16 protein-coding genes and 2 pseudogenes are annotated in these 20,787 nt (G+C 63.0%); 16 read left to right on the forward strand and 2 right to left on the reverse strand.

All coding sequences use genetic code 11. The annotated features are described in order from the left end of the window. Positions 1-36 precede the first annotated feature (36 nt). The 6 genes from ACSHSS_RS18815 to ACSHSS_RS18840 all read left to right on the forward strand — a co-directional run bounded on the left by ACSHSS_RS18815 (position 37) and on the right by ACSHSS_RS18840 (position 6,279). Positions 37-1,149 carry an LLM class flavin-dependent oxidoreductase gene (locus tag ACSHSS_RS18815; protein ID WP_445545360.1) on the forward strand — a complete coding sequence of 371 codons (1,113 nt, stop codon included), beginning with the start codon at positions 37-39 and terminating at the stop codon, positions 1,147-1,149. Positions 1,150-1,236: 87 nt separating this feature from the next. Beyond that, on the forward strand, positions 1,237-2,562 hold the full coding sequence (locus ACSHSS_RS18820; protein WP_445545361.1) for an MFS transporter: 1,326 nt from the start codon (positions 1,237-1,239) through the stop codon (positions 2,560-2,562). Positions 2,563-2,815: 253 nt separating this feature from the next. Continuing rightward, positions 2,816-3,604 carry an SDR family oxidoreductase gene (locus ACSHSS_RS18825; protein ID WP_445545377.1) on the forward strand — a complete coding sequence of 263 codons (789 nt, stop codon included), beginning with the start codon at positions 2,816-2,818 and terminating at the stop codon, positions 3,602-3,604. A gap of 44 nt (positions 3,605-3,648) precedes the next feature. Further along, the gene (locus ACSHSS_RS18830; RefSeq protein ID WP_445545362.1) at positions 3,649-4,893 is read left to right on the forward strand and encodes a styrene monooxygenase/indole monooxygenase family protein; all 1,245 of its coding nucleotides are present in this window, start codon (positions 3,649-3,651) and stop codon (positions 4,891-4,893) included. Between the two features lie 10 nt (positions 4,894-4,903). Then, complete coding sequence (locus tag ACSHSS_RS18835) at positions 4,904-5,449, forward strand: flavin reductase family protein (RefSeq protein WP_445545363.1); 546 nt, start codon at positions 4,904-4,906, stop codon at positions 5,447-5,449. Between the two features lie 38 nt (positions 5,450-5,487). Beyond that, entirely contained in the window at positions 5,488-6,279 is a 792-nt protein-coding gene (locus ACSHSS_RS18840) for a cyclase family protein (RefSeq protein WP_445545364.1), read from the forward strand. A 236-nt stretch (positions 6,280-6,515) separates the two neighbouring features. Here the strand turns inward: ACSHSS_RS18840 and ACSHSS_RS18845 are convergent. Then, positions 6,516-7,522: pseudogene (locus tag ACSHSS_RS18845) on the reverse strand (AraC family transcriptional regulator). 436 nt (positions 7,523-7,958) lie between these two features. Between ACSHSS_RS18845 and ACSHSS_RS18850 the strand changes: the two are divergent. From ACSHSS_RS18850 to ACSHSS_RS18890, 9 genes are all read left to right on the forward strand, one after another. Continuing rightward, positions 7,959-10,181 carry a thiamine pyrophosphate-dependent enzyme gene (locus ACSHSS_RS18850; RefSeq protein ID WP_445545365.1) on the forward strand — a complete coding sequence of 741 codons (2,223 nt, stop codon included), beginning with the start codon at positions 7,959-7,961 and terminating at the stop codon, positions 10,179-10,181. 96 nt (positions 10,182-10,277) lie between these two features. Further along, a complete protein-coding gene (locus tag ACSHSS_RS18855) occupies positions 10,278-11,795 on the forward strand; it encodes an indolepyruvate oxidoreductase subunit beta family protein (protein WP_445545366.1) in 1,518 nt (505 codons plus the stop codon). Next, complete coding sequence (locus ACSHSS_RS18860; protein ID WP_445545367.1) at positions 11,795-12,220, forward strand: acyl-CoA thioesterase; 426 nt, start codon at positions 11,795-11,797, stop codon at positions 12,218-12,220. The genes ACSHSS_RS18855 and ACSHSS_RS18860 overlap by 1 nt, the downstream gene beginning before the upstream one ends. A gap of 10 nt (positions 12,221-12,230) precedes the next feature. Further along, a complete protein-coding gene (locus ACSHSS_RS18865; protein WP_445545368.1) occupies positions 12,231-14,558 on the forward strand; it encodes a bifunctional salicylyl-CoA 5-hydroxylase/oxidoreductase in 2,328 nt (775 codons plus the stop codon). Positions 14,559-14,598: 40 nt separating this feature from the next. Then, positions 14,599-15,723 carry a cupin domain-containing protein gene (locus ACSHSS_RS18870; protein WP_445545369.1) on the forward strand — a complete coding sequence of 375 codons (1,125 nt, stop codon included), beginning with the start codon at positions 14,599-14,601 and terminating at the stop codon, positions 15,721-15,723. 58 nt (positions 15,724-15,781) lie between these two features. Further along, entirely contained in the window at positions 15,782-16,732 is a 951-nt protein-coding gene (locus ACSHSS_RS18875; RefSeq protein WP_445545370.1) for a fumarylacetoacetate hydrolase family protein, read from the forward strand. Between the two features lie 35 nt (positions 16,733-16,767). Further along, positions 16,768-17,799, forward strand: a complete 1,032-nt coding sequence (locus ACSHSS_RS18880) for a carbon-nitrogen hydrolase family protein (protein ID WP_445545371.1) — start codon at positions 16,768-16,770, stop codon at positions 17,797-17,799. A gap of 53 nt (positions 17,800-17,852) precedes the next feature. Beyond that, on the forward strand, positions 17,853-18,554 hold the full coding sequence (locus ACSHSS_RS18885) for a maleate cis-trans isomerase family protein (protein WP_445545372.1): 702 nt from the start codon (positions 17,853-17,855) through the stop codon (positions 18,552-18,554). A 92-nt stretch (positions 18,555-18,646) separates the two neighbouring features. Continuing rightward, positions 18,647-19,090 (forward strand): MarR family winged helix-turn-helix transcriptional regulator, encoded by a 444-nt coding sequence (locus ACSHSS_RS18890; RefSeq protein ID WP_445545373.1) that lies wholly within the window; start codon positions 18,647-18,649, stop codon positions 19,088-19,090. Between the two features lie 27 nt (positions 19,091-19,117). Here the strand turns inward: ACSHSS_RS18890 and ACSHSS_RS18895 are convergent, their stop codons facing one another. Continuing rightward, positions 19,118-19,741: a flavin reductase family protein gene (locus ACSHSS_RS18895; RefSeq protein ID WP_445545374.1), complete on the reverse strand. Its 624-nt coding sequence runs from the start codon at positions 19,739-19,741 to the stop codon at positions 19,118-19,120. A gap of 416 nt (positions 19,742-20,157) precedes the next feature. Here ACSHSS_RS18895 and ACSHSS_RS18900 point away from each other — a divergent pair. Further along, positions 20,158-20,367: pseudogene (locus ACSHSS_RS18900) on the forward strand (integrase core domain-containing protein); the annotation flags it as partial. Between the last annotated feature and the right edge of the window lie 420 nt (positions 20,368-20,787).

A 20,787-nucleotide genomic window follows, 5' to 3' on the forward strand; every position in this document is an offset into this window, starting at 1 on the left:
GGCCTTGTGTACAACGCCTTACCTGAAGGTGAAACGATGAGAAGGATTCTGTCTTCAAGCGACTTCATTCTCGGCACATTCGCGACGAATTGCTCGGGTGGCATGTCGGTCACGAAAATTCCGGAGCGCTGGAACAATTCGTGGGAGAACAACGAAAAACTCGCCGTCATGCTCGACGAGGCGGGCATCGACTTCATGTTGCCGATCGCACGATGGATCGGCTATGGCGGCGAGACGGACTTCCACGGCTCCGTGCTCGAAACGACGACCTGGGCGGCCGGCATCCTGGCCAAGACGCGGCGTCTGACCGTTTTCGCTACGGTGCACACGGCTGCGAATCATCCGGTCGTCGTCGCGAAGCAGATCGCCACGCTTGACCAGATCGGCCGCGGCCGCGCCGGGTTGAATATCGTCGCGGGATGGAACCGGCCGGAGTACGAGGCGCTCGGTCTTGCGCTATCCGATCGTCACGACACCCGTTATGCGTACGCGCAAGAGTGGTTCGACATCGTCAGCAAGCTCTGGAATGGCGACGGCGCATTCGATTGGCATGGCGATGCATTTTCGCTGAAAGGGGCCTATGGGCTGCCGACCCCATGGGGTACCGAGCGCCCGCCGATTCTCAATGCGGCGGGGTCGGGCGAAGGTCGCGAATTCGCTGTGCGCAACGCCGATTTTCTGTTTACGCCCGCGATCGACCTGGAGCGCTCCCGTGCCGAGGTGACGGAGTTGAAAGCGCGCGGTCTGGCGAGCGGGCGGGACATGAAGGTGTTGACGTTTTCGCATGTCGTCTGTCGCCCGACGGAGCGCGAGGCGCGCGACTACTTGCAGCATTTCGCGCAGACGCACGCTGACTGGGGCGCCGTCGACAACCTCGTCGCGTTGCAATTTGCGAATGCCCAATCGTTTCCGCACGATCTGCTTGCGCTGATCCGCGACCGAATGGCGGCGGGGCACGGCGGATTTCCGCTCGTCGGCACGCCGAAGCAGGTGGCCGACGGCATCCAGGCGTTGGCCGAAGCCGGTTTCAAGGGAACGACCTTGTCGTTCGTGGATTACGTTCAGGAGTTTCCGTATTTCCGCGACGAAGTGCTGCCGCTGCTGGAAGCCCGCGGTTTGCGAAGCGAGTCTCGTGTAGACGCTGCATGAGCGGACGGGCCGCGGAGTTAGGCGGCCCGATTGACCCGATTGACCCGAAGCTTGCTTCCACCGTCACGCAACGAGGCCGACGTTTCCATGAGTGAAATTCGAGGGGTGGTGTTTTCAACCGAGCGCAGCCATTCTCGGTCTGATACGCCGGAAATACCGCGTTCGGTTACGACTCGCGTGATAGCAATCTGCCTCTTCGTCATTCTTGCCGAAGGGTATGACGTAGGCATCTACGGTGCGGTATTGCCGGCTCTGATCGAAGAGAGAACGTGGGGGTTATCGCCAACGCAGTTCGGTGTGCTCGGTAGTTACGCGCTTGTCGGGATGCTGGTCGGCGCCGTACTGGTCGGTACCTTGTCCGACATGATTGGCCGAAAGAAAACGCTCATTGCATGTGTCGGCATTTTTTCGGTCACGATGGCCTGGGCGTCGCTGGCGCAGACGCCCGCCGAGTTCGGGTGGTGCCGATTCGTGGGCGGATTGGGTCTGGGAGGCGTGATACCAACCGCGTCGGCACTGACTATCGAGTATTCACCTGTTCGTCGGCGCTCCTTCAATTACGCGTTGATGTACTCGGGCTACGCACTGGGCGGAGTTTCCATTGCGTTGCTATCGCTCTGGCTTCTGAAGGACAGCGGTTGGCGTGCGCTCTTCCGGATCGGGGCGTTTCCGCTACTCGCGGTTCCTCTCATTGCGTGGGGCATGCCCGAGTCAATTGCCTTTCTTCGAAGCCAGCGGCGTTTTCGGGAGGCCGACACGCTCGCGTTGCGTCTTGGCATCGACCCGTACGACGGCGAAGCGGATTCGCAATCGGTGGGTGCGCACCCTCTTCGCGCAACGATCGGCCGCCTGTTCGGGCCATCAAGTATCCGGGCGACGCTGCTGTTCTGGGTAGCGTTCTTCATGGGCTTGCTATTGATTTACGGGCTGAACACGTGGCTGCCGCAGATGATGCGAGGCGCCGGCTATCCGCTCGCTTCGAGCCTGGCGCTGCTTCTCGCTCTCAACCTGTCCGCTGCGGTCGGCTCGCTGGTCGCAGGCGCGGCAGCAGATCGCTGGGGATCAAGGTGCGTCATCGTGATTTCGTACCTGATTGCCGCGTTCAGCATTGCGCTTCTCAGTACCCGTCCCGGTACCCTCCTGACGTATGGCCTTGTCGGCGTGGCTGGCATCGGCTCGATTTCTACCACGCTGGTACTGAACGCGTACGTATCGAAATACTTTCCCGTCGACGTTCGTGCGACAGCGCTCGGGCTCGCTTTGGGATTCGGCAGGCTGGGTGCCATCGCCGGCCCTCTGCTTGGCGGCATCCTGGTCAGCAGTCAAGTGAGTCTGGCGTCCTGCTTCCATATCTTCGCGGTTGCGGGCCTGCTGGCTGCGCTTGCCGTCTTTCTGGTTCCGGATCATGCCTGATGGCATGACGATTGATGTCCTTTCAATACCGGCAGACGACGGATAGTCATTGCGCGATGCGGATACATGCAAGGGGATTTGGCGATCCATTATCGAATCAAGCAGACGGGCGTACATGAGCGAGCGCTCTCCGGTCGGGCTGGCGGTGCATGGGTACGGTGTTCTGACCCGTTGACTGGCCGAAGCCGTCGAGTGGCGCTCGCGTCCGTTGCACACAAAGAACGTGTCATTTCCTCGAGCAAGGTGGATTCGCATGAAAGATCTTGAAGGCAAGGTGGCCATCGTCACCGGCGGCGCGACGATCATCGGCGCGGCCGTGGTCGACGCACTCCGGCGCTACGGCGTCAAGGTAGCTGTGTTCGACATCGATGCGGCGGGCGGTGCGCGCGTGACGTCGGCCGATCCGGCGCAAACGCGCTTCTGGCAAGTCGATATCGTCAACGACGAGCAGCTCGAGCAGGGCGTTGCTGCCGTCGCCGAGCACTTCGGCCGCGTGGATTTCCTCGTTAATCTCGCGGCAACCTATCTCGACAACGGCGTGCAGTCGGGGCGCCGGGACTGGTTGACGGCGCTCGACGTCAACGTGGTCAGCGCGGTCATGGTCGCGCGCGTCGTCCATCCGTACATGGTGAAGGCCGGCGGTGGCTCGATCGTCAATTTCACGAGCATTTCGTCCAGGGTCGCGCAGACCGGACGATGGCTTTACCCGGTTTCGAAGGCCGCGCTCGTCCAGCTCACGCGCAACATGGCCATGGATTTCGCAGCGGACGGCATTCGCGTGAATTCCGTCTCGCCGGGGTGGACCTGGTCGCGGGTCATGGACGAATTGACCCACGGCGATCGCGCCAAGACGGATCGGGTGGCGGCCGATTATCACTTGCTCGGGCGTGTCGCCGACCCGTCGGAAGTGGCGGACGTCGTCGCTTTCCTGTTGTCGGGGCATGCGTCGTTCGTCACCGGCGCCGACTATGCGGTCGACGGCGGCTATTCCGCGATGGGTCCGGAGCAGGCCCGGCCCGCCATTCCGCGGCTCGCCGAATAATCGGCATTCCAGAACCAATCAAATATTCATCAAGGAGAACATCGATGCGTCGAATCGCAATCGTGGGTGGAGGCCAGGCCGGTTTGCCGTTGGCGATCGGGCTGCTGGACCAGGGTTATGAGGTGACCGTCGTCACCAACCGCACGCCGGACGACATTCGTCGCGGCAAGGTGATGTCGAGTCAGTGCATGTTCGACCCTGCGCTGCAAATCGAGCGAGACCTCGGCCTCAATCAATGGGAAGACGCGTGTCCGCCCGTCGAGGGTATCGGTTTCGCGGTCCCCCATCCGGAATCGAAGGGGGCGAAGATCATCGACTGGAGCGCACGACTCGATCGCCCGGCGCAATCGGTGGATCAGCGCGTGAAGGTGCCCGCCTGGCTCGAACGGGTGGAGTCGCGCGGCGGCCGGGTGCTGATTCAGGATGCCGGCATCGCCGAACTGGAAGCGCTTGCCGACCATCACGATCTCGTTGTCCTGGCCGCAGGCAAGGGCGAGGTGGTCCGCCTGTTCGAGCGCGATGCCGTGCGCTCGCCGTTCGACAAACCGCAGCGCGCACTCGCACTGACCTACGTGCACGGCCTGGAGAAGGCGCCGGATTATTCGCGCGTGTCGTTCAACCTGATTCCCGGCGTCGGCGAATACTTCGTGTTCCCCGCGCTGACGCTGTCCGGCCCTTGCGACATCATGGTATTCGAGGGCGTGCCCGGCGGCCCGCTGGATTGCTGGCGCGACGTCCGCACGCCGGCCGAGCACCTTGCCGCAAGCAAGGGCTTCCTCGAAACGTACCTGCCGTGGGAGGCCGACCGCGCCCGGCACGTCGAGCTGACCGACGACAACGGCATTCTGGCCGGCGCGTTCGCGCCCACCGTCCGCAAGCCGGTCATGACGCTGCCTTCCGGGCGGCTCGTGTTCGGGCTCGGCGACGCCGTGGTCACCAACGATCCGATCACGGGGCAGGGTGCCAACAATGCGACGAAGGCGTGCAAGGTCTATCTCGATGCGATTCTCGCCCGCGGCGAGCAGCCTTATACGCGCGACTGGATGGAGCAGACCTTCGAGCAATTCTGGGACTACGCGCGCTGGGTGGTGCAATGGACCAATTCGCTGCTCACGCCGCCGCCGCCCCACGTGCTGAAGCTGCTCGGCGCGGCCGGGAGCCTGCCGTCGCTGGCGAGCGTCATCGCCGACGGGTTCAACTATCCGCCGAGCTATTTCCCGTGGTGGGCGGACGAGCAGGCGTGCGAGGGCTTCCTGGCACGTCACGAGGCCGTCTCGGCGATCGCGTAAGGAGAACGACATGTCGCAATGCATTGCGTCCCCGGACGCCGCACCGGCCGATGCGGCCGCGTGGGGCAGTGTCGATCTGGAGCCCAGAACGCTGCGCAATCTGCTCGGAAGCTATCCGACGGGCGTTGCCATCGTCACCACGCGCACGCCCGACGGGCGACCGGTCGGACTGACGATCAATTCCTTCGCGTCGCTGTCGCTCGATCCGCCGCTGGTGTTGTGGAGCCTCGTGGAGCACTCGCCGAATCTGGCCGCGTTCCGCGACAGCACACACTTCGCGATCCACATTCTTGCCAGTCAACAGGAAGCGTTGGCCCGGCGTTTTGCGACTGCCGGGATGCCCGACAAGTTTGCCGACGTGGCGTGGCAAGACGCGCCCGAAGGCGTGCCCGCAATCGATGGGGCGATGACCACGCTGATCTGTGCGCACGACCATTCCCGACACGCCGGCGACCATCTCCTGCTGATCGGGCGTGTCGTTCGAACCGCTAGTCAGCAGGGTACGCCGCTGGTCTTTCACGCGGGACGGTTCACATCGGTGCACGCGGCTTCGTAGGCTGCGGATCCCAATCAAATCACTGGAGGTTTCCTTTCATGGCGCACACGAATCATCCTGTCTTGCCCGATCTGGCGGAGCGGCTGGCGCGCGGTACCATTCGCGTCGTCGATCTCACGCAGACGTTGTCGCCGTCATTCCCGGCGCTGCAACTGCCGCCGCAGTTCGGCCAGGTCAAGCCGTTCACGATCGAGCGCATTTCCCACTATGACGAGGCAGGGCCTGCCTGGTACTGGAACAACTTCACGTGCGGCGAGCACACCGGCACGCACTTCGATGCGCCGGCGCACTGGATCACGGGGCGCGACCATCCGCACAATAGCGTCGACACCATCGAACCGAAAAGCTTCGTCGCTCCGGCCGTGGTGGTGGACGCCAGCGCCGACGTCGCGGGTGACGACGACTGGCTGCTGACCGTGGATTTTCTGGAGGCGTGGGAGCAACGGCACGGCCGCATCCCGGCGGGGGCATGGGTCTTGTTTCGCACGGACTGGTCGCGGCGCGTCAACGATGCCACCGCCTTCCTCAACTTGCGGGACGACGGCGCCCACACGCCCGGTCCGACACAGGAAGCCGTCGAGTGGCTGATCCATCAACGCGACGTGCATGGCTTCGGCGTCGAGACCATCAACACCGATGCCGGGCAGTCCTATGCGTGGCCGCTCGCCTATCCGTGCCATACGCTGATGCACGGCGCAAATCGCTACGGACTGCAATGTCTGAAGAATCTCGACCAATTGCCGCCGCAGGGCGCACTAATCCTGTCTGCACCTCTGAAGATCGAGGGCGGCTCGGGCAGTCCGCTGCGTGTGCTGGCTCTGGTGGAGTGATCCGATCGCAAGGCTCGGATCGAAAATCGATCTAGGCATCGCCGGCCTCGAAGCTTGAGTGCTTAGGCCGGCGTTTCCCGCAAGGAGGACGGGTTGCGGCAGAACACCCGCTTGCACGTGTGTGCTTGGCGGCCATCCATCCGGTCGCCCGGTCATGACTTTACGGCGCCAGCGGCCCGGCCGGATATCGCCGTCGTACCGTCCCGATCGCTACTCGGACCTATCGTGACCGCCGGTCAGCGCTGACGCAGCGTCTGGCTCGGCGTCTCGCCGTAACGCTGTTTGTAGTCGTTGCTGAAACGCCCCATGTGCGCGAAGCCCCAGCGCAGCGCGACGCCGGCCACATTGCTGGCCTCGCCGCTCGTCAGCTCTGTACGCGCGCATTCCATGCGCAGGTCGCGCAGATACTGCATCGGGCTCACGCCCAGATATTCCTTGAAACCGGCATAAAGGCTGCGCACGCTGACGCCTGCAACCTGCGCGAGCTGCTCCGCCGAAATGGGTTCGTGCGCATGGGCTTTCACGTAATCCTTCGCGCGCCTGATGTGGCGGGGCAGGATCGTACCGCGGCGCGCGGGCGGCGTATCGCTGTAGTTGTGTCTTTGGGTCGCAAGCAGCGTCGACGCGACCAGCTGCTCGATCTGGTCGACGACGAGCTTATGGTCTTTCAGGCTCGGACATTGTGCCGAGCAATTCATCAGGTAATTCAGCAGGCATTGCCAGAGCGGGTTGTCCCGCCAGGGAAGCCCAGTTCGAAGTGCAACGGGCGCTCCAACGGATGATTGAGCTGACCTACCAGCGTGCGTTCGAGTAACGACCGGGAGATTCGCACCATGAGCTGATCGTTCCCGGCAGCCCAGCGCATGCTGGTGTCGTCGTCGGGGCTGAGGACGGATGCCAGTTCCGGATACGAGTCGATGTGTTGTGCACCGCTGTCGATTGCCGCGCTCCCAATGAGGGGCATCTGCACCAAAAAGAAGTCTTCGAGCGGTCCGGGGCCGATTTCCACGGCGGAACCGTACCGGAGCCGGCTGACCGAGACGTCGCCCAGCGGCATGAAATGCATGCGCGCATCCAGTCGCTCCCCGCCGCCAATGATTCTGAGGCTGTGCGGTTTCATGACGCGTCCCACCATCGACCGAACTTCGTCGACGTCCCCTGATGCGAACAATAATTGGCCGGGATCGCTCAGGCCCCGGTCCAATGGTGCCCCGGGCTGCTGGGACGGGGGTGTGGAGGACATGATGTGCAACATGACTAATACCTTTTCGAGAGTCGGACGGTACGTCTGCTAGCTGGCCGCCGCTTCGTGAAATTGCCGGCGATGACAGAATTCCGATGCAACCTTCGTGCCAATACACATGAGTTTTCATGTAATCAGCGATGGCTGGCGTCAACCGTCAAGGCGTCGCTCGCGTACGTTGTGCGGCGCAGCAGCCAATTGGGGTAGCTTTTCGGAAACGAGGTTGTTAGCAGAATAGTACTTTGACCTGTCGGCACCCAGAAACGCAGGAAAACCCGTCCTCGGGACGCCGGCAATATCCCGTTCCTGCAATGGATATCCACGTCCTGCGAAAAGTAAAAGTACATGATTATTCATGTATTGACGGAGGGGATGTGGCGACCGAAAGTGAAGCACATGGGCACGACGTGCCGGACGAATCACTTAGAGGAACACGATGGCCGAGCGATCTTTTGTCGAAGAGGTAAAGAAACTGCGCCTGGGTGCGGGCGAGTTGTTCAGTGGCGAGGGGATTCTTGCCGTAACGAAGGCACTGCTGGAGTCCGGCGTCGCGTATGTCGCAGGCTACCAGGGCGCACCGATTTCGCATCTGATGGACGTGCTTGCCGACGCACAGGACATTCTCGGCGAGTACGGCATCCGTTTCGAGAACAGCGCGAGCGAAGCCACGGCCGCTGCGACGTTGGCCGCGTCGGTCAACTACCCGCTCCGGGGCGCGGTCACCTTCAAGGCGACGGTCGGGACCAACGTCGCATCCGACGCGCTCGCCAACCTGGCATCCGGCGGTGTTCTGGGCGGCGCGCTCATCATCGTCGGCGAAGATTATGGCGAAGGCTCGTCGATCATGCAGGAGCGCAGCCACGCGTTCGCGATGAAGTCGCAAATGTGGTTGCTCGACCCGCGGCCGAACCTGCCGTGCATCGTGCAGGCGGTCAAGGACGGGTTCGACCTGTCGGAAGCGAGCAGTACGCCCGTCATGCTGCAGATGCGCATCCGTTCGTGCCACGTGCATGGTCAGTTCGTGACGTCCGAAAATCGCCGTCCCCGGTTTACGGTCAAGGATGCGCTCGAGAATCCGACGCGCGACCTGAGCCGCATCGTGCTGCCCCCGGCCAGCTTCCTACATGAAAAGGAAAAGGTGCAGGCGCGTTGGCCGGCAGCGATCCGCTTCATCCAGGAGCGCCAGCTCAACGAATTCTTTGCGGACGGCGCGGCCGACGTCGGGATCGCGCTGCAGGGCGGAAACTACAACACGCTGATCCGGGCACTCGAGAAGCTTGGCTTTGCGGACGTCTACGGCGAGTCGAAGATCCCGCTTTACGTGATGAATGTCGCGTATCCGCTGGTCGACGCGGAATTCGAGCGCTTCTGCCAAGGCAAACGCGCCATCCTCGTTCTCGAGGAGGGGCAGCCGAACTTCGTCGAGCAGAACGTCGCGAACATCCTTCGTCAGCTGGACCTCGACACCGTGCTGCACGGCAAGGACCTGTTGCCGATGGCTGGCGAATACAACACCGCGACGGTGCTTGCGGGTGTGCGTGCGTTCCTCGAACGATATGGCATCGTCGAGCCGAAGCCGGTTCAGGTCCCGGCGCGTCGAGTCATCCCGCTCGTCCAGGCTCCGGCGGATTCGATGTCCGCTGCGAAATCGCCGGAGCTCGTAGCCCAGGCCGACGGCGGCGATGTCGAGGAATCGGGCGAACTGGATCGCGCCGTTCACGCGCGCCCGCCGGGTTTCTGCACCGGCTGCCCCGAGCGGCCGATCTTCACCGCAATGAAGCTCGTCGAACGCGAGCTGGGCCCGCACCACGTCAGCGCGGACATCGGCTGCCATCTCTTCTCGATTCTGCCGCCGTTCAACCTCGGCAATACGACGATGGGATACGGTCTGGGGGGCGCGGGCGCTGCCGCGCTGAACGCGCCGTCCGGAAAGCGCGCGATTTCGGTGATGGGGGACGGCGGGTTCTGGCACAACGGCCTGACGAGCGGCGTCGCGAATTCGGTCTTCAACCGTAGCGACAACCTGACCGTCATCATCGACAACAGTTACACGTCCGCAACCGGCGGGCAGGACATCCTGTCGTCGACCGCAACCAATCCGACCCGCAGCACGGGGCATGAGATCGAGAAGGCAGTCAAGGGTGTGGGTGTCGAGTGGGTTCGCACCATCAAGCGCACCTACGACCTGAAGGCCATGACGGCGACGTTGCGGGAAGCGCTCACCACGACGGCCAAGGGGCCGAAAGTGCTGATTGCGCAGAGCGAATGCATGCTCAACAAGCAGCGGCGCGAGAAGCCGAAGGTGCGCAAGGCCATTGCGGCGGGCGAGCGCGTGGTGCGGGAACGTTTCGGCGTCGACCCGGACACCTGCACCGGGGACCATTCGTGTATCCGTTTGTCCGGCTGCCCGTCTCTTTCGATTCGCGAGAACCCCGATCCGTTGCGACGCGACCCCGTCGCCACGGTGATGGACAGTTGCGTCGGATGTGGGCTATGCGGCGAGGTTTCGCATGCCGCGGTGCTCTGCCCGTCGTTCTATCGCGCGCAAATTGTGAGCAATCCGACGCGTTTGGACCGCCTGCGCCAGCGCGTGCGCGATGCGGTGATCGGCTGGCTGCAGCGCAGCGATGCACGGCGTCGTGCCAAGTATGCATTCTGACAACTGTCGCACCAGGCGTCGCGCCTCCGGATGCGACGCCGCAAAACGAGTCAGGCGGGTTTCGATACCCGTCATCGCTTCATGAGGAACCAAGGAATGAATGCTGAGCCGATCAAGATCGCCATTCTCGCCATGGGTGGCGAGGGCGGCGGCGTGCTTGCCGACTGGATCGTCAATCTGGGGGAGGAAAACGGCTATTTTGCCCAGACCACGTCGGTGCCCGGTGTGGCGCAGCGCACCGGTGCGACGATCTACTACGTCGAGATGTTTCCGGGCGCGGACGCTGCCGTACCGCGCGCGCCCGTTCTTGCGCTGATGCCCATGCCGGGTGACGTGGACGTCGTGCTCGCTTCCGAACTGATGGAGGCGGGGCGCGCCGTGCAGCGCGGCATCATCACATCGGATCGGACGACGCTCGTTGCGTCGAGTCATCGCGTCTACTCGATCGGAGAGAAGGCTGCGATGGGGGACGGCCGTGTCGACAGCGATGCTCTCGTGCGTCAATCACGGCGCGCGGCGAAGCGCTTCGTGCATTTCGATATGGCCGAAGTCGCCGAGCGAACCGGAAGTGTAATTAGTGCCGTGCTGTTCGGGGCGCTTTGCGCGGCCGAGGTATTGCCGTTCTCACGTGAGCAGTTCGAGGCGACCATCGAGCGCGGCGGCGTGGGCGTGAAGCCAAGTCTTAAGGCGTTCGACGCCGGCTACAAGCGTGCGGGACAGGGCGACGCGGAGACCGTGACCGCCTCGTCCAGGCCGGACCCGGTGGCGGCACCTTCATCTCCGCGTCATCCGGCCGTCGCGGCGCTCGTCGAGCGCGCGCGTGGTTTTCCCCACGAAGCGTCGACCCTGGTCGTTGAAGGCGTCCGTCGTCTGATCGACTATCAGGATGTCGCTTACGCCCGGCTGTATCTGGATCGCCTAGATGTGCTGCGTTCGGCGCCGGGCGGCAAGGACGCCAGGCTGCTGGGCGAGACGGCACGGCATCTGGCGTTATGGATGTCGTACGAGGACACGATTCGCGTGGCCGATCTCAAGACGCGCGCAAGCCGCTTCGACCGGGTTCGAGGGGAAGTTCGGGCGAAGCCGGAGCAGCTCCTGCAGATCAACGAGTTCATGCACCCGCGCATCGAGGAGATTGCCGAGACGCTGCCGGCCGCATTGGGCCGATGGCTGGCGCGCCCGCATGCGGCGCACCGTTTTGTCGCGCGCTTTGCGCAAGAGGGGCGGGTCGTCAAGACGAGTTCACTGGGCGGGTTTCTGATGCTGTATCTGCTGGCCCGCTGGCGTCGCTGGCGCCGCGTCACGCTGCGCTATGCGGTCGAGAACGAGCGTATCGAAACATGGCTCGCACGCGTGCGCGCGCTGGCAGCGACCGATCCGGCGCTCGCGCTCGAGACCGCGCAATGTCAGCGGCTCGTGAAGGGATACGGCGATACGCATGCACGCGGGCTGAAGAATTACGAGACCGTGATGGCAGTCGTCGATCGCCATGCAACGTCGCTGAAGCCGGCCACGTTGCGCGAGCTGCGCGACGCCGCGCTGGCGGACGAGCACGGCAACGCACTGCGTGCCTGCATCGAGCGGCATGCACTGTCCACCGGAGGGCAGGCGTGATGAATCCGCGCAAACTGACACAAAAGCACCGCATCCGCTTCGCCGAATGCGATCCGGCCGGCATCGTGTTTTATCCGCAGTACTTCGTGATGTTCAACAATCTGCTCGAGTCGTGGATCGACGGCCTGCTGCCGGAGGGTTTCGCGGGATATATCGGCAAGCACCGCTTCGGCTTGCCCACCGTGCGCCTGGAGGCCGATTTCCGTTCGATCAGCCGCATGGGGGACGACGTCGAACTGAGCCTCGAAGTGCTTCGTCTCGGCGGAAAGTCGCTGACGTTGTCGCTTACATGCACCGGCATCGAAGGTGACGTGCGCATGAGCGTGACCCAGGTACTGGTCGCCACGTCGCTGGAAACGCATCGGGCGATCGACATTCCAGTCATGCTTCGTCAGGCACTGAGCCTGGAATCGGTCAACGAATAAGGAGACTAATGTGAAAATCGTCTGTATTGGCGGCGGCCCAGCAGGGCTCTACTTCGGATTACTGATGAAGATTCAGGATCCGAATAACGAAGTGGTCGTGATCGAGCGGAACCGGCCGTACGACACGTTCGGATGGGGCGTCGTTTTTTCCGATGCCACGCTGGACAATCTTCGCGAGGCGGATCCGGTCTCCGCGAAGCAGATCGCCGACGAGTTCAGCCGTTGGGACGACATCGATATCCACTTCAAGGATCGGACGCTCCGTAGCGGAGGACACGGTTTCATCGGGATCGGTCGCAAGAAGCTGCTCAATATCCTGCAAGCCCGGTGCGAGGAAGTCGGCGTGCAGCTGGTTTTCGAAACCGAGATCAAGGACGACCAGGCCGTGGCAAAGGAGTACGGTGCCGATCTCGTCATCGCATCGGACGGTATCAACAGCCCGATCCGGACACGATATGCGGAGACGTACCGCCCGGACATCGACCAGCGCAACTGCCGCTTCGTCTGGCTGGGTACCAACAAGATCTTCGACGCGTTCACCTTCATCTTCGTTCCGACCGAGCATGGATGGTTTCAGGCGCATGCGTACCAGTTCGAAGAAGGCCGGTCGACGTTCATCGTCGAAACGACCGACGAAGCGTGGCGCGCGGCCGGCATCGACCAGATGTCCCAGGAGGAAGGCATCGCATTCTGCGAGCGGATTTTCGCGCCCTGGCTGCAGGGAGAGCGGCTCATTTCGAATGCGTCGCACCTGCGCGGCTCGGCGATCTGGATTCGCTTCCCTCGCGTGATTTGCGGCAAGTGGGTTCACTGGACCAAACCCGACGGCGCAGCGGGGAGGGACGTGCCCGTCGTGCTGATGGGCGACGCCGCGCATACGGCGCACTTTTCGATCGGCTCCGGGACGAAGCTCGCGCTCGAAGATGCCATCGAGCTGTGCAACACGTTGAAGGCGAAACAGGGCGATCTCCGCGCAGGGCTCGCGCATTACGAGGACGTGCGTGGTGTCGAGGTGCTGAAGATCCAGAACGCCGCACGCAATTCGACCGAGTGGTTCGAGAACGTGGCGCGCTATGCCGCGCTCGAGCCCGAACAGTTCGCCTATTCGTTGCTGACCCGTTCGCAGCGAATCTCCCACGAGAACCTCCGAGTGCGCGACCCGCAATGGCTCGCCGACTACGAGCGCTGGCTTGCGCGGCGCGCAGGCGCGCCGACGGCCGACGATGCCCGCCCGCGCCCGCCGCTGCTGGCACCCTATACCGTGCGCGGCGTGACGCTGAAGAATCGTGTCGTCGTATCGCCGACCCTGCTGTATGCGAGCCGCGATGGCGTGCCCGATTCGTTCCATCTGGTGCATCTGGGCAGCCGGGCGCTCGGCGGTGCAGGCCTTTTGCTGACCGAGGCGACTGCGGTATCCGCGGAAGGCCGCATGACGCCGGGATGTCCGGGTTTGTGGAACGACGAGCAGGTTCACGCGTGGAAGCGCGTCACCGAGTTCGTCCACGCAAATAGCGAAGCGCGGATCGGCGTGCAGTTGAATCACGCAGGGCGCCGTGGTTCGACGCAACTCGGCTGGGAGCGACCGGACCATCCGCTGGCGGAAGACAACTGGCCGCTCGTGTCCGCGAGCGCCATTCCCTATCTCGCCGGCGTGTCCCAGGTTCCGCGCGAAGCCAGCCGGGAAGATCTGGCGCAGATCCGGGCGCAATTCGCGGAGGCGGCGCGCCGCGCTGCCGCGGCCGGTTTCGACTGGATCGAGTTGCAGGCCGCCCACGGTTGTCTGCTGTCCAGTTTCATCTCGCCGCTGACGAACCGGCGCGACGACGAATATGGCGGTTCGCTCGAAAACCGCCTGCGTTTTCCGCTGGACGTGCTTGCAGCCGTGCGTGAAGCGTGGCCGGCGCATCTGCCGATTTCCGTGCGCATTTCGAGCACGGACTGGGCGGAGGGGGGAACGACGGTCGACGACGCGGTGGAGATAGCGAAGCGCCTGCGTCTCGCCGGGGCAGACGTGATCGACGTGTCGTCGGGCGAAGTCACGCCCGACCAAAAGCCCGTGTATGGGCGGATGTACCAGGCGCCGATGGCCGACCGTGTCCGCAATGAAGCAGGCGTCCCGACGATCGCGGTCGGCGCGATTACGGAAGCGGACCAGGTCAACGGAATCGTCGCATCCGGGCGCGCGGATCTCTGCGCGTTGTCCCGCCCTTATCTGGCAGATCCGGCCTGGCTGCTGCACGAGTGCGCCAGGCACGGCTGGAGCGAAGTCGAATGGCCGGCGGCCTATGCGACCGGCAAGGATCAACTCGAACGCAGCTACGCACGTAACCGGACCTGATGCCAGGTTCCCCACACGATCGATACAAGGAGATCACGCGATGACAACAGCCGCATACGACCAGTATCGGGAGCAGACAGCCGGACGCGCCGACGTCGAGGATACGCCGGAGCTGGTTGCGTATTACGAACAGCTTGCGAGCATGAAGACCGGCGCGCTGTGGACGGTGGCCAACAAGATCGAGCCGTGGCAGCCGAAGTCCGCTTCCGTGCCGGTGCTGTGGCGTTACCGCGATCTGCGCGATCACGTGCTGCGCTCGGTCGAGCTCGTGACGCCGGAAAAGGCGGGACGACGCGTCATTTATCTCGACAACCCCGGCCGGCGCGACGTGTCGGCCGCGGTCGGCTGGCTGTATTCGGGGCTGCAGGTCATGCACCCGGGCGAGGTCGCATCCGCGCATGCGCATTCGTCGTCGGCGCTTCGTTTCATCATGGAAGGGCGCGGCGCTTACACGATCGTGGACGGCCACAAGATGACGCTCGGGGCCAACGACTTCGTGCTGACGCCGAACGGCACCTGGCACGAGCACGGCGTGGAAGCGGACGGCTTGCCCTGCATTTGGCAGGACGGTCTCGACATCCCGCTCGTCAACGCGCTCGAGGCCGGTTTCTATGCCGTGCATCCGGACCTGCATCAGGCGGTTGCCCATCCGGTCGACGATTCGGTGGCCCTGTGGGGTGCACCCGGCCTGCGTCCGCAGAACGCAGGCTGGAGCAAGCCGTATTCGCCGCTCTTCAAGTACCAGTGGGAGCCGACCTACGAGGCGCTGCAGCGATACGCGAAGGCCAGCGAGGGCAGTCCGTTCGACGGCCTGCTGATGCACTACACCAATCCGGTGACCGGCGGGCATGTGATGTCGACGATCGGCGCGAGCATGCAGCTGCTGCGTCCGGGATTCGTCGGCAAGGCGCATCGCCACACGGGCAGCTTTCTCTATCAGGTTGCCAAGGGCAGCGGCTACTCGATCATCGACGGACATCGCTTCGACTGGAACGAACGCGACATTTTCTGTGTTCCGTCGTGGGCCTGGCACGAACACGTCAACACCAGCGCCACCGACGATGCATGCCTCTTCTGCTTCAGCGACCTGCCGGTGATGGAAAAGCTTGCGCTGTACCGGGAGGAAGCGCTGGCCGAGAACGGCGGCCATCAACCGGTGGCTTGACACCGGAAACAGACACGTTGCCATTTAGACAGACATCAACCCAATCAGGATTCAGCTCATGAAACTCGTTACCTATCGCGCAAATGTGAATGCGGCGGCCCGTCTCGGGGCGATCGTCGACGATACCGTGGTCGATCTCGCGCATTTCGGCGCTCACGTCGGCTATGCATTGCCGGACAACATGCTCGATTTCATCGATCTCGGGCCGCACGCGGTGACCGTGACGACCGCGCTGCTCGACAATCACGTTGGCAAATGGCCGATCGGTTCCGCCGTGCCGCTCGCCAACGTGAAGCTGCTTGCGCCCATTCCGCGGCCGCGCAAGAACATCTTCGGGATCGGCCTCAACTACGTCGAGCACGTCGCGGAATCGAGCCGAACGCTGGACACGTCGAAGGAACTGCCGAAGCAGCCGGTCATTTTCAGCAAGCCGCCGACCACGGTCATCGGGCCGGGCGATGCGATCGAGCATAACGAGGCCATCACAAAACAGCTCGACTGGGAAGTCGAGCTGGCGGTGATCATCGGCACGCGCGCCAAGCGCGTCAGCGAGGCCGCTGCGCTGAACTACGTGTTCGGTTACAGCCTGCTGATCGACATGAGCGCTCGAGATTGCCGCCGCGCAGGCCAATGGATCTACTCGAAGGGCCAGGATACCTACGCGCCGTTCGGGCCGGTCATCGTCACGGCGGACGAGATCCCTGATCCGCATGTGCTCGATCTCAGCCTGACCGTCAACGGCGTGACCAAACAGAACTCCAACACGCGGCACATGCTGTTCAAGGTGCCGGCGTTGATCGCGGACATCAGTGCAGGCATCACGCTGGAACCCGGCGACATCATCGCAACCGGCACGCCGGAGGGGGTGGGTGCGGGCCGCAATCCGCAGGAATGGGTCTGGCCGGGCGACGTCATCGAGGCCCGGCTCGAGAAAATCGGCGAGCTTCGGCATCCGGTCGTCGCGGTCGGCGATGCCTCGCGTTCGCGCGTCGGCATCCGCGGCGAGTGACGCGGCGACTCGACCGACATCGGAGGGATTAGACGATGCTTGAACTTCCCCAATTCAAGGCCGCCGCGGTGCAGTCGGCGCCGGTCTTCCTGCAGACGGACGCGACGGTCGACAAGGCATGCCGGCTGATCGAGGAAGCGGCGGACAACGGCGCGCGCCTGGTTGCGTTCCCGGAAGTCTTCGTGGCGGGCTACCCGTACTGGAGCTGGATCATGAATCCGGTCGAAGGCAGCCCGTGGTTCGAGAAGCTGGCGCGCTCGGCAATCGAGTTGCCGGGGCCGGAGATCGCGAAGATCGCGCAGGCAGCCGCGCGTCATCGCATCAACGTCGTGATTGGCGTGAACGAGCGCAATCGCCACGGGATCGGTACGCTGTACAACACGGTCGTCACCATTGCCGACGACGGCCGCATTCTCGGCCGCCACCGCAAGCTGGTTCCCACGTGGGCCGAGAAGCTGACGTGGGCGCCGGGTGACGGGGCCGGGCTGCGCGTGCACGAGACCAGCGTCGGGCCCCTGGGCGCGCTTGCCTGCGGCGAGAACACCAATACGCTCGCACGCTTTGCATTGCTGACGCAAGGCGAGCTCGTGCACGTCGCGAGCTATATCTCGTTGCCGGTTGCGCCGGCCGATTACGACATGGCGGAAGCGATCAAGGTGCGTGCGGCTGCGCACTGCTTCGAGGGCAAGCTTTTCACGATCGTCTCGTGCTCGACGGTCTCGGAGGAGATCGTCGAGGCGATGGCCGCGTCGCATCCGAACGCGCGCGAGCTGCTGTCGCGCCGCAACAGCGCCTTTTCCGGCGTGCTCGGGCCGGACGGCCGCGTGATCGGCGAGCCGCTCATCGACGAAGAGGGCATCGTCTATGCGGACATCGACCTTTCGCGCTGCATCCAGCCACGCCAGATGCACGACATCACCGGTCACTACAACCGTTTCGACGTGTTCGATCTGCATGTCAATCGTCGTTCGCTGCAGGCAGCACGCTTCGACGACGTCGCGGCAGCGGACCCGTTCGCGGCGCCATCCGAGCCGGCATTCGAACTGAACCAGGAGACGCAGTCTTGAGCAACAATCGTACCTATCGTATCGGCCAGATCGTCCCGTCGTCGAACACGACGATGGAAACGGAGATTCCGGCGATTCTGCGCGCCCGTGAAGCCCATCAGCCGGAGCGCTTCACGTTCCATTCCAGCCGCATGCGCATGAAGCATGTCACGAAGGAGGAACTGGCCGCGATGGACGCAGACAGCGATCGCTGCGCACTGGAGCTGTCGGATGCGCAGGTCGACGTCCTCGGCTATGCATGCCTCGTCGCGATCATGAGCATGGGGCAGGGCTATCACCGGGTATCCGAGAAGCGTTTGCACCAACGCACGCAGGAGAACGAGGCGCCGGCGCCAGTCGTGACGAGCGCCGGTGCGCTGGTCGACGGCCTGCATGCGATCGGCGCGAAAAAGGTGTCGATTCTCGCGCCGTACATGAAGCCGTTGACGCAACTGGTGATCGACTACATCGAAAACGAGGGTATCGAAGTGGTCGACAGCATCTCGCTGGAGATTCCCGACAATCTCGAAGTTGGTCGCCAGAATCCGCTGGCACCCGTCGAGATTACGAAGCGGCTGAGAACGACAGGGGTTGATGCCGTGGTGGCGTCCGCGTGCGTGCAGATGCCGTCGCTGGCATCGATCCAGCTGATCGAGGATCGGGTCGGCCTGCCGGTTGTCTCTTCGTCGGTGGCGACGACGTTCATGATGCTCAAGCGGCTCGAACTGAATACGTCCGTCCCAGGCTTCGGGTCACTGCTTTCCGGGAAGTTCTGATCATGCAGGGTTGGGCCGGCGATTCCTCTCCGGATGCGGGGGGGGAGGTAGAATCCTTGCTGTTTCGTGAAGACGATGAGGCAGCGAGGGGAATGACCAAAACAAAGGCATTTGTCGACAACTACCTGCCGGCCCTGCTCGGCCAAGCGTGGCATCTTGTCTCGACGGAATTTCATGCCGTCGTGGAGCAGCGCGGCCTTTCCGTTCTGGAATGGCGCGTGTTGTCGACGTTGGCGAGCAATGGCCCGATGACCATTTCCGCATTGGCGCAAATGACAGTCAGCAAACAGCCGACGGTGACGCGATTATTGCTGCGCCTCGAGGCGCAAGGACATGTCGAGCGGTCGACAAGCCGTGACGACAGGCGCTATACGCTCGTCAAGGTGACCCGCAACGGGCGCCGCCTCGTAACAGGCTTGATCACTCAAGCTGAAGAACATGAGCGGGCGCTTCTAAAGCCATTCAGTTCGCAGAAGATCGAAACCCTCAAGGAAATACTGCACGAATTGATCGACCGGCATCGACCGCCGGTCTGATTTCGATCGGCGAACCTATCGGCCAACCTATTTGGGGCGATACATTGAAAATTTCCCCGCCGGCAGGACTTCGAAGTAGTCGGCGGGTCCGCCTCCGCGCAGAATCGGTTGCGCGAGCGCGGTGTCGTAAATTCCATCGCGCAGCAACTCACGATCGATGTGCACAGCTACGACTTCGCCTATCACCATCCAGGTGTCGAGACGCGCGACGTCGACGGAGGAAAGCTGTTGCACGTGCGTGACTACGCATTCGAGTGCGACCGGGCTTTCCGCCACGCGCGGGACGGACACGACCGTGGAAGGCGCAGGCGTCAGGCCAGCCAGCTCAAATTCATCCACGTGTGGCGGCGCTTCGATGCTTGTCTGGTTGACCTTATCTGCCAGTTTTCGCGTCGCAAGGTTGTAGACGAACTCACCCAGTGCTTGGGCGTTCCTGACGCTGTCTTTCTTGCCGACACTGGAGAATGCCACCAGCGGCGGTCGATAGTTGAAGATATTGAAAAAGCTGTAAGGCGCGAGATTCAAATTGTCGTTGGCATCGCTGGTGGATATCCAGCCGATGGGGCGTGGTCCGAGGATCGCCGGAATCGGGTCATGTGGCAAGCCGTGGCCGTCGGCCAGTCGATAGCTATGAATTCTATCCGTGTTCATCGTCAGAAGTCGCAGGTTGATTTGAATTGCAGAGGTTAAGGTACCCGGAACAAACGAAGGACGGATCCTGCCCCGCCAACTTCTTGCCGGAACTGGATGCCAGCGGCGCGATTTGGACAACGGTGTGTGACTTGCCGCGATTCCTGGCGGGTTGGACGGCTTCTCGCGGAGAGGTCGCGCACGGTTGTGCAGTCGAGCGTTTGAATTTTTCGGATATCAGCGGAAACTTCTCAACCGCGAACGTTTTTCGCGACACCGTGGCCCGGCCAGACTTGATCCAAAGGTTTCAATGCACATGGCTGCGTGACGGATGTCGAACGAAATCCGGGCCACGGAGAGGTTCATAAAGAAGCGCCCCTGGGATCGCCAGCTTCAATCCTGATGCATCGCCCGCTCGCGGAAAAATCGCGTTGCTCAGCCCACAAAGTAACGGGATGGCCGAGAGCTTCGTGAAGACGATGAAACGCGACTACGTCGCCTTCATGCCGAAGCCGGACGCAGCGACTGCTGCATGCAACCTGGCCATCGCGTTCGAGCATTACAACGAGAAGCATCCCCATAGCGCGCTGAAATACCGCTCGCCTCGCGAGTTCCGGCGCTCGATGGATTCAGCAACCTTAGTGTGATGCTGTGTCCGGTATTACAGGGGCAACTCCAGCCCTTTTCTTGCAGACACGTGGTAGGAGTTGGCAGGGCGCATGTCGAAGGGTGCGAGGCGATTGACTGTTACTTGCGCATCCCCCTTCTCTGCAAGCTTATGGGCCGTCGGTGACCAATGCGGAGTGCGGGCAGCCGGGCGCGTCCTCGCGCGCGTTGAGCCAGCGGCCGGCCTGCCGGAGGACAGCGCTTGTTGCCCGGCGGGGTTTGTCACGCAAGCGGGCAGGGCCCGCGTGATTCCGCGGCTTGCCGCGGGTCGATATGGGATATAGGTAGAGAGCCGTCCCGACAGTTAAATGCACTTATCCACAGTTGCGAACGGCCAGGCGGCGACACGGCTGCGTATTCCGGCGAACGTGATCACGCATTTCGGCGGATCGTGATCATGG

The organism is Burkholderia sp. BC1 (assembly GCF_052683555.1).

Excerpts from the sequence above, each read along its gene's own strand:
- ACSHSS_RS18840 (WP_445545364.1), top strand. The coding sequence starts at position 5,488 with ATGGCGCACACGAATCATCCTGTCTTGCCCGATCTGGCGGAGCGGCTG.
- ACSHSS_RS18875 (WP_445545370.1), top strand. The coding sequence starts at position 15,782 with ATGAAACTCGTTACCTATCGCGCAAATGTGAATGCGGCGGCCCGTCTC.
- ACSHSS_RS18850 (WP_445545365.1), top strand. The coding sequence starts at position 7,959 with ATGGCCGAGCGATCTTTTGTCGAAGAGGTAAAGAAACTGCGCCTGGGT.
- ACSHSS_RS18880 (WP_445545371.1), top strand. The coding sequence starts at position 16,768 with ATGCTTGAACTTCCCCAATTCAAGGCCGCCGCGGTGCAGTCGGCGCCG.
- ACSHSS_RS18885 (WP_445545372.1), top strand. The coding sequence starts at position 17,853 with ATGGAAACGGAGATTCCGGCGATTCTGCGCGCCCGTGAAGCCCATCAG.
- ACSHSS_RS18815 (WP_445545360.1), top strand. The coding sequence starts at position 37 with ATGAGAAGGATTCTGTCTTCAAGCGACTTCATTCTCGGCACATTCGCG.
- ACSHSS_RS18895 (WP_445545374.1), bottom strand. The coding sequence starts at position 19,741 with ATGAACACGGATAGAATTCATAGCTATCGACTGGCCGACGGCCACGGC.
- ACSHSS_RS18860 (WP_445545367.1), top strand. The coding sequence starts at position 11,795 with ATGAATCCGCGCAAACTGACACAAAAGCACCGCATCCGCTTCGCCGAA.
- ACSHSS_RS18890 (WP_445545373.1), top strand. The coding sequence starts at position 18,647 with ATGACCAAAACAAAGGCATTTGTCGACAACTACCTGCCGGCCCTGCTC.
- ACSHSS_RS18830 (WP_445545362.1), top strand. The coding sequence starts at position 3,649 with ATGCGTCGAATCGCAATCGTGGGTGGAGGCCAGGCCGGTTTGCCGTTG.
- ACSHSS_RS18825 (WP_445545377.1), top strand. The coding sequence starts at position 2,816 with ATGAAAGATCTTGAAGGCAAGGTGGCCATCGTCACCGGCGGCGCGACG.
- ACSHSS_RS18855 (WP_445545366.1), top strand. The coding sequence starts at position 10,278 with ATGAATGCTGAGCCGATCAAGATCGCCATTCTCGCCATGGGTGGCGAG.
- ACSHSS_RS18870 (WP_445545369.1), top strand. The coding sequence starts at position 14,599 with ATGACAACAGCCGCATACGACCAGTATCGGGAGCAGACAGCCGGACGC.
- ACSHSS_RS18835 (WP_445545363.1), top strand. The coding sequence starts at position 4,904 with ATGTCGCAATGCATTGCGTCCCCGGACGCCGCACCGGCCGATGCGGCC.
- ACSHSS_RS18820 (WP_445545361.1), top strand. The coding sequence starts at position 1,237 with ATGAGTGAAATTCGAGGGGTGGTGTTTTCAACCGAGCGCAGCCATTCT.